This is a genomic window from Lysobacter enzymogenes, from assembly GCF_017168095.1.
In the GTDB taxonomy this organism is placed as follows: domain Bacteria; phylum Pseudomonadota; class Gammaproteobacteria; order Xanthomonadales; family Xanthomonadaceae; genus Lysobacter; species Lysobacter enzymogenes_D.
The window spans coordinates 1-8,383 of the sequence record NZ_LXSD01000222.1 but is presented as its reverse complement, the minus strand read 5'-3'; the positions used below and the strand labels follow the sequence as shown (position 1 = coordinate 8,383).

The 8,383-nt window shown below is 72.5% G+C and carries 7 protein-coding genes; 3 read left to right on the top strand and 4 right to left on the bottom strand.

Features of this window, described 5'->3' with window-relative positions; all coding sequences use genetic code 11:
• Together A7A76_RS05730 and A7A76_RS05725 are read left to right on the top strand one after the other, a co-directional pair.
• On the top strand, window positions 1–529 hold a 529-nt coding region (locus A7A76_RS05730; RefSeq protein ID WP_206410293.1), incomplete at its 5' end, for a PH domain-containing protein.
• Between the two features lie 77 nt (window positions 530–606).
• A complete protein-coding gene (locus A7A76_RS05725; RefSeq protein WP_241200747.1) occupies window positions 607–2,046 on the top strand; it encodes a PH domain-containing protein in 1,440 nt (479 codons plus the stop codon).
• Between the two features lie 195 nt (window positions 2,047–2,241).
• Here A7A76_RS05725 and A7A76_RS05720 read toward each other — a convergent pair whose 3' ends face one another.
• On the bottom strand, window positions 2,242–3,312 hold the full coding sequence (locus A7A76_RS05720) for a CDP-glycerol glycerophosphotransferase family protein (RefSeq protein ID WP_206410291.1): 1,071 nt from the start codon (window positions 3,310–3,312) through the stop codon (window positions 2,242–2,244).
• Between the two features lie 145 nt (window positions 3,313–3,457).
• On the opposite strand from A7A76_RS05720, the gene A7A76_RS05715 reads away from it, so the two are divergent.
• Window positions 3,458–4,282, top strand: a complete 825-nt coding sequence (locus tag A7A76_RS05715) for a glycosyltransferase (RefSeq protein ID WP_206410294.1) — start codon at window positions 3,458–3,460, stop codon at window positions 4,280–4,282.
• A 58-nt stretch (window positions 4,283–4,340) separates the two neighbouring features.
• Here the strand turns inward: A7A76_RS05715 and A7A76_RS05710 are convergent, their stop codons facing one another.
• The 3 genes from A7A76_RS05710 to A7A76_RS05700 form a co-directional block, all read right to left on the bottom strand.
• Complete coding sequence (locus A7A76_RS05710; protein ID WP_206410290.1) at window positions 4,341–5,597, bottom strand: O-antigen ligase family protein; 1,257 nt, start codon at window positions 5,595–5,597, stop codon at window positions 4,341–4,343.
• A 2-nt stretch (window positions 5,598–5,599) separates the two neighbouring features.
• Entirely contained in the window at window positions 5,600–7,372 is a 1,773-nt protein-coding gene (locus A7A76_RS05705) for an ArnT family glycosyltransferase (RefSeq protein ID WP_206410289.1), read from the bottom strand.
• A 433-nt stretch (window positions 7,373–7,805) separates the two neighbouring features.
• On the bottom strand, window positions 7,806–8,383 hold a 578-nt coding region (locus A7A76_RS05700; RefSeq protein WP_206410288.1), incomplete at its 5' end, for a methyltransferase domain-containing protein.

The window sequence follows — 8,383 nt, the reverse complement described above, 5'->3', positions numbered from 1 at the left end:
CTCCGCGCCGCCCCCGCGCGCCGACGACGCGCCGGCCGCAGCGCCCGCGACGCAGGAGGGCTGGCAACGCCTGCCCGCGCGCGCGATTCCGCTGTGCACGATCGACATCAGCCTGTCGCTGGCGGTGGTGTTCGCGATCGCCGCGGTCATCGTCGGCGTGCTCAGCCTGGGCCGCCACAGCGGACTCGCCAGCGGTCTCATCGGCGCGCTGCTGGGCGCCGGCATCGGCATGTGGATCGGCTTCCGCCGCTACCGCAACACCTTGTGGAAGCTCGACACGCACGGGTTCGCGGTGCGCCGCGGCGTGGCCTGGCAGCGCGAGACCACCGTGCCGCTGACCCGGGTCCAGCACCTGGACCTCAAGCACGGCCCGCTGCAACGCATGCGCCGGCTGGCGACGCTGGTGGTGCATACCGCCGGCACCCGCCACAGCTCGGTCGCGATCGACCACCTCGATGTCGGCGACGCCCAGCGCCTGCGCGAGCGCCTGAGCCGCCAGCTCGACCTCGAAGACGACGAGGCCCGATGAGCGCCCCCGTCCACGACGACGGCCGCGCCGGCGCGGGCGCGGCCGCCGAACCGGTCGCCGACCGCCGCCTGCATCCGATGTCGTGGCTGTTCGTGCTGGTGCAGCACCTGCGCCAGTACATCGTGCCGCTGTTGATCCTGATCTTCCTCGGCCGCGGCGACCGCAACGAGCTGTGGTCGCTGATCGGCGTCGGCGTGCTGGTGCTGTTCTCGCTGTGGCGCTACTTCACCTATCGCTACGGCGTCGGCGCCAACGGGCTGGTGGTGCGCAGCGGCCTGCTCAACCGCAGCCTGCGGGTGATTCCGTTCGTGCGCATCCAGAACGTGGGCGTGCACCAGACCGTGCTGCACCGCCTGTTCGGCGTGGCCGAGGTGCGCCTGGAATCGGCCGGCGGCAAGGAACCCGAAGCGCAGATGCGCGTGCTCAAGCTGGCCGACGCGCTGGCGCTGGAAACCCTGGTGCGGCGCCGCGGCGGCGACCCGAGCCAGCCCGCGGAGGAACACGCCGACAGCCTGCTGCGGCTGTCGCCGGCCGAGGTGCTGCGGCTGGGCCTGGTCTCCAACGGCGGCCTGATCCTGGTCGGCGCGGGCCTGGCCGCGATCATGCAGAGCGTCCCCGACTTCAACGGCCGCGTGCCCGAGCGGATGCTGCGCGTCGGCGTGCGCTGGCTGTTCGGCCGGGTCGAGGGCTATCACCTCGACGCCGCCGGCTACGCGCTGCTGGCGGTCGCCGGCATCGCCTTCGTCGCCGCCGCGCTCAAGGGCCTGTCGATGACCCTGGCGCTGCTGCGCTACTACGGTTTCGAACTCAGCGAACAAGGCCGCCGGCTGACCGCCGAGCGCGGCCTGCTGGCGCGCTGGCGCACCACCGTGCCGCGCCGGCGCATCCAGGCCTGGACGCTCGAGGAAGGCGTGCTGCACCGGCTGCTGCGCCGGCGCCGGCTGGCGGTGGACACGGTCGGCGGCGATGAGCACGAGGACGGCCGCGCGCTCAAGGAACTCGCGCCGATCGCCGCACCGGCGGTCTGCGACGGCCTGATCGCGCACCTGCTGCCGCATGCGCGCTGGGACGCGCTGGACTGGCGGGCGCTGCCGAAGGCGGTGTGGTGGCGGTTGTTCCTGCCCGACCTGCCGTGGACCGCGCTGGCCGTGTCCGTCGCTTACTGGCAGGTCGGCGAATGGGGCCTGCTGGCGCTGCTGTGGCTGCCGTGGGCGGCGTTCAAGGCGCAGCGGCGCGCGCGGCGCATGGGCTATGCGATGGACGCCGAACTGATCGCGGTGCGCGAAGGCTGGTGGCGGCGCTACTGGCGCTTCGCCGAACTCGACAAGCTGCAGGTCCTGCAGATCACCCGCTCGCCGCTGGACCGCCGCTGCGGCACCGCGACGCTGTGGCTGGACACCGCCGGCGCCGGCGCGCTGGGGCCGCCGTTGCGCATCCGCTTCCTGCCGCTGGACGAGGCGCAGCGGCTGTACGAACGCTTGGCGGCGTCGCTGGCGAAGCGGCCGTTGCGGTGGTGATGCGGGCTGGCGCTGGGCTCAACGCGGCAACGAACGCAGAACCCGCCGCGGAACGCCCGCTGCAGGAGCGGCGCGAGCCGCGACCGCGAATACCCAACTACGACGAAGCCAACGACGTGGCTGCGTATTCGCGGTCGCGGCTCGCGCCGCTCCTGCAGTCGGATACGAATCTTCGCGACGACGCGGCCGCCGCGCTCAGCTCCCGCGCCCCCAATAGCCCAATTCGCGCCGAATCTGCAGCCCGCGAATCCACGCAGACAGCGGCTTGCCGCGCAGCGTTCCCAGGCGCCCGTCCAGCAAATCCTCGGTCGCCGCCATCACCCGCTGCGACGAGCGTCCGTCGCGGTACGGATGGATCGCCTCGGCATACGCGTCGATCGCCGCCTGCAGCTGCGGCGTCGGCGCGAAGGCTTGCGCGAGGCGCTGCTCCAGCTCGGCCGGATCGTCGAAATCGATCATGTGCGGCTTCGGCGCGCGGTTGCGGAAGGTCACCACCGGCTTGCGCTGGACCACGAACTCGGACACCACCGAGGTCGTGTCGGCCACCAGCACGTCGGCGGCGCGCTGCGCGGCGATCAGCGCTTCGGTTTCGACGAAGGCCGCGTTGGCGCCGGCCAGCGCGCGATAGCGTTCGAACAGTTCCGGCGCGCACTTGGGATGCAGGGTCAGCAGCCAATAGCGCCGGCCTTCGGCGACTTGCGCGGCGATCGCTTCGAACAGATGCGGCGCCGCGCTCAGGCGTTCGGTGAAGGTCGAGGCGAACATCGCCACCGGCCGCGCGCCGGCCGGTGCGCGCAGGGCCGCGGCCGCGCCGTCGTCGTCGCGGAACAGCGGATCGAGCTTGGGCCAGCCGGTCTCGACCACGGCGAAGTGGCCGGCCTGCGCGGCCAGCTCGCGAAACGGCGCGGTGGTCGCCGGCCCCTGCGTGCAATACAGATCGAACAGCCCGCGCACGCGGAAATGGCCGCGCGCGTCGGCGCGCTTTTCCACGTTGAAGCCATGGAACAGCTGCACCTTGGCCCCGGCCACGAACGGCGGCACCCAGTTGGCCGCGCTGAACACCGCGCGCGGCTTCAGCGCCACCGCCGCGCGCAGGCCGGCGCGGCCCGGCTCGAGCATGCGCACCGGCGCCGGCAGGGCCGAACCGGCGGCGCCGTCGGCGAACCAGGCGTGGGCGAGGTGGCCGGCCTCGTGCAGCGCCTGCGCCAGCGGCTGCAGGATCGGCAGCGCGTAGCGTTCGGTGGCGAAGAGCAGGTAGTCGGACATCGCTGGCGGCCGTTTGGAGCGAGACGTGAGTTTAGAGGAGTGAGGAGCGAGCGGGGGCGCGCCGCCTCGCGGCCCTTCCCGCTTACTTCCCGTCGCAAGCGCAGGAGTATCCTGAGCGCCGCCCGCCCCGCCCCGGACCGCCGCCATCGACACGCCCGCGCCCAGCGACGCCGCCCGCCCCAAGCTGTCGGCCTGCATCATCGTCTTCAACGAGGCCGACCGGATCGAAGACTGCCTGGCCTCGCTGGCGTTCTGCGACGAGATCGTGGTGGTGGATTCGCATTCCACCGACGCCACCGCCGCGCTCGCCCAGGCCGCCGGCGCGCGCGTGCTGCAGCGCCGCTTCGACGGCTTCCGCAGCCAGAAGCAGTTCGCGATCGAGCAGGCCGCGCACGATTGGGTGCTGTGCCTGGACGCCGACGAGCGCGTCGGCGACGAGCTGCGCGCCTCGATCCTGGCCGCGCGCGAGCGCGGCTTCGGCGATGCCGCCGGCTACCGCTTCGCGCGCCTGTCCGAATACTTCGGCCGTTTCCTGCGCCACGGCAACGCCTATCCCGACCGCGTGCTGCGCCTGTTCGACCGCCGCCGCGGCGGCTGGCGCGGCACCCGCGAAGTGCACGAGGCCGCCAGCGTCGACGGCGCGGTCGCCACGCTGCGCGGCGACCTGATCCACTACCCCTACCGCTCGCTGCAGCAGCAACTGGCCAAGACCGAGCGCTACGCGCGGATGATGGCCGAGCACGAGCACGCGCGCGGCAAGCGCGCGACCCTGGCCAAGCTGGTGCTGGCGCCGGCGTGGCGGTTCTGGCGCGGCTACCTGCTGCGCGGCGGCTTCCGCGACGGCTGGCACGGGCTGGTCTACGCCTACGTGCGCGCCAACTACGTGCGGCAGAAGACGATCATGCTGTGGATGCTCGGCAACGGCCAGCCGGTGGCCACGCCCGAACGCAAGGACGACGGCGCGGCCTGAGCGCCGCGGCCGCATCGCGCACACCGCGGCCGGTCGCTGCGCGCTCGGCGCAAAGCGCTTATTGCGGCCCGCGCTCGCGTTCGATCAGCGCGAATCCGTACAGCACGCCGATGGCGACGGCGTAGAACGAGGCGATCAGTTGGTGGGCGAACATCGACTGGGTCAGGCCGCAGGCGATGTACACCAGCACCAGCACCAGCCCGCCCAGCGCGCTGCTGCGCGCGCGCCCGACGCTTTGCGCGCGCACCATCCGCGCGAACAGCGCCAGCGGCACCAGATAGATCGCCAGGATCGCCAGCAACCCCGGCAGGCCCATCGTCGCCGCCCATTCGAACGCGTCGCTGTGGGCGTGGCCGAGCTTGCAAAAGCCGATCCGCGGCGCCGGCGGCGCGCATTGCGGCGTGGCCATCACCACCTTTTCGAACCGGCCCACGCCGACGCCGGTCAGCGGGTGCTCGGCGAAGGTATCGCCGGCCAGCTCCAGCAAGGTCACGCGCGCGCCCAGCGAAGATTCGTGATCGCCGCGCTTGACCCGGTCCACGTCCGAGACCAGTTCGGTCAGGCGGATCTGCTGCGCCAGCGGCGCGATCCAGTGGCTCGCCGCCACCGTCAGCGCCAGCGCCGCCAGTACCGCCCAGGACAGCTTGCGCGCGCGCCCGCCGCTGACGACCAGCGCCACCAGCAGCACGATCGCCAGCGCCGGCCACACCCCGCGGCTGCCGCTGAGCGCCACCGCGCCCACGCCCAGCGCGCAGGCCAGCGTGGTCCACACCAGCTCGCCCGAGGGGCGGGTGAACACCGCCAGCACGATCAGCGCGATCAGCGCGTCGGCGAACACGATCGCATTGGCGGTCCAGCCCAGCGCGCGCTCGGTGCCGGTGGCCACCTGATACAGCGCCAGCACGAACGCGGCGGCCAGACCGAACAGCGCGCCGCGCCACAGCCAACGCCGCGACGGCCGCCAGGCGTAGACCAGCACCGCGAAGAACGGCGCCGTCAACAGCCGCAGGCGGTTGTCGGCCTCGCGCCAGCGCACCTCGAAATGGAATTTGGAGAACAGCACCACCGCCGCGGCCAGCACCGCCATCGCCAGCAGCCAGCGGGTCTCGCGCCCGACCTCGCGCCAGCCGCGCGCGAACACCGACGGCGCCAGCGCGAACGCGGACAAGGCCAGCGCGGCGAACGGGGTCAGCGCCCACGGCGTCGACAACAGCAACGCCGGCAGCAGGAACAGCGCGGCCTGCAGCAGCCGCAGCGCCAGCCGTTGGCGCGGCGCGGCGCCCGGATCGGAAGCAGAGAAGGGCAATGCGGGCACGCTCAATCCGATCCGTCGTCGTACTCGTGATCGTCGTCGTTGAACGGCAGCGGCGGCGAGGCCGGGCAACCGGCGCGCGCGGCATACGGCACCAGCCACCATTCGCGGCGGTTGGAGCGGCCGATCATCTCGGCCTTGGCCCGGTCCACGCACACCGGCACCGCCGGCTCCTGCACGAACAGCCAGCGCGTGTCCGGCGCCTGCGCCTGCCAGGCCAGGCCCAGTTCGAGCTGTTTCTGCCAGCCCATGAGGAAGCCGAAGGTGGTGGTCCTGGACTGCGACATCAGCAAATTCTGTTCCTTCCACGCGACCAGGCCGAGCTCGGCGTCGGCGCCGATGCGCTGCGCGGTGCGGGCCATGACCCCGCGCGCGGAGGACGAATCGTTGAGCACCGGCGTGATCAGCAGGCCGTACAGCACCCACACGCCGCACAGCGTCGCCGCCATCGCCCGCTCCGGCCGGCGCCGGCCAGACCACAGCAGGCAGGCCGCGCCCCAGGCGCCGATCGCGATCACCCCGGCGGCGAGCGCGCGGCCGTGGTCGGTGAAGCCGCGGTCGGCGATCAGCCTGGTTTCGAACTTGGGATCGCCGAACCACATCGACAGCCCCACCCCGAGCAGGGCCAGGGTCAGCGCCACGGTGAAGCCGAGCGCGACCCGCCGCGGCCACGCCTTGCGCAGCAGGCCCGGCAGCAGCGGCGCGAACATCAGGCAGGCCATCGGCAGCGCCGGCAGGATGTAGACGTCGCGCTTGCCGTGCGGGATCGAGAAGAACACGATCACCAGCAGCCACCACGTCAGCGGCAGGATGTAGCGCGGATCCAGCCGGCCGATGCGCCGGCCCCAGGCGCGCAGCGCCCACGGCAGCGCCAGCATCAGCGGCAGCCACATCGAGAACATCACCCCGAGGTGGTACCAGACCGGCTGGTGGTGGTCCCAGGACTTGGCGTAGCGGCCCGCGGTCTGACGGAACAGGATGTCGTTGAGATAGGCCTGGTAGCTCGGATCGCCGGCGTGGGTGGCGACCAGCACCATCGGCACCACCCACAGCGCGATCGCCAGCAAGAACGCCAACGGCCCGAGCCAGAACCTGGCGTCGCCGACGCCGGCGCGCACCGGCATGCGCACCCAGGCCAGCGCGCGCGCGCCGAAGCCCTGCGGCGCCAGGCGCGCGTGCAGCGGCCGCAGCAGCGCCGCCAGCGCCAGCGGCAGCAGCATCAGCAGCGCGATCGCGCCGACGCCCTTGGTGATCACGCCGATGCCGGCGGCGAACCAGCCCAGCGCCCACCAGCGCCAGGCCGGACCGGTCAGCAGATGGCGCAGCAGGCCGTAGTTGGCGAAGGTGATCCAGAACACCACCGACGGATCGATCTGCGCCTTCTTGGCCTGATAGGCGAAGTGCAGCGTGGTCAGCAGCGCCCAGCCGGCGTAGTAACCCACGCGCGGGGTCCACAGGCGGCGGCCGAGGTCGACCACGCACCACAGCGTGCCCAGCGCCGCCAGCAGCGACGGCAGCAGGAAGGCGATGCGCCAGTGACCGGTGATGAGGTAGGAGACCGCCTCGGTCCACATGAACAACGGCGGCTTGTCCGAATACAGCTCGACCCCGCGGTGCGGGAACAGCCACTGGCCGGACTCGACCATCTGCTTGGCGACCAGGGCGAAACGCGGCTCGTCGGCGGGCCAGGGATCGCGCAGGCCGAGGCCGGCTCCGAGCACCAGCCAGGCCGTGACCCAGAACAGCCACGCGTGGCGGGACAAGGGGTTCTTGAACATGCGGGGAATGATACGCAGGCGAAAGTGACGGGTGGAGAGGGCGCATTGCGCAACTGCGCCGGCGCTCACCTTCGGCTCATCCATCGGCGCGGCCGGGCGACGTCGGCGCCCGGCTTGCGGGACAAGGGCCGCGGGCGGCGCGGTCGAACCGGCCGGAAACGATCCCGACGGCAACGAGCCCGACAGATTCAGACTGGTCCGATCCAGAGCCGCCCGGATTGCGGGCGGTCGGGTTCGGCGCGGTCCGATTCATCAGCGCGGCTTGGTTCAGAGCGGCCTGGTTCAATCGACCTGATTCGAGTGGCCTGATTCGAGCAGCCCGACTCGGAGCAGCCCGACTCGGCAAGACTCAACTCAGGACGACCCGACTCAGATCGACCCGACTCAGATAGACCCGATTCCGGCCCGCTCGCCCCGCGCCGGCCGGCGCGGCTCATCCGGCCCGGCGCAGCCGGGCGTAGAAGAAACCGTCGCCGCCGTCCTCGCCGGGCAGGCGCTGGCGGCCGACCTCGCAGTCGTGGCCGAAGTCCGGGCCCAGCACCTCGACGCGGGCGTCGGCGGTGCGCGCGAGGAAGGCGCGGACCTGGTCTTCGTTCTCGGCCTTGAGGATCGAGCAGGTGGCGTAGACCAGGACGCCGCCGGGCGCGAGCGTGCGCCACAGCGCGTCCAGCAGTCGCGCCTGCACGACGGTAAGCGCGGCGATGTCGGACTCGCGTCGGTGCAGGACCACATCCGGCTGGCGGCGGACGATGCCGGTGGCCGAGCACGGCGCGTCCAGCAGCACCGCGTCGAACGCCGCGCCGTCCCACCAGGCGTCGAGCTCGGCGGCGTCGGCCGCGTGCAGGCGCACGCGTTCGTCGTCGGCGTCGAAGCCGGCGCGCGCCAGGGTCGCGCGCACGCGCTGCAGGCGCGCGGCGTCCACGTCGAGCGCGGTCAGGCGCAAGGACGGATCGCGTTCGAGCAGGTGCGCGCTCTTGCCGCCGGGCGCGGCGCAGGCGTCGAGCACGCGCG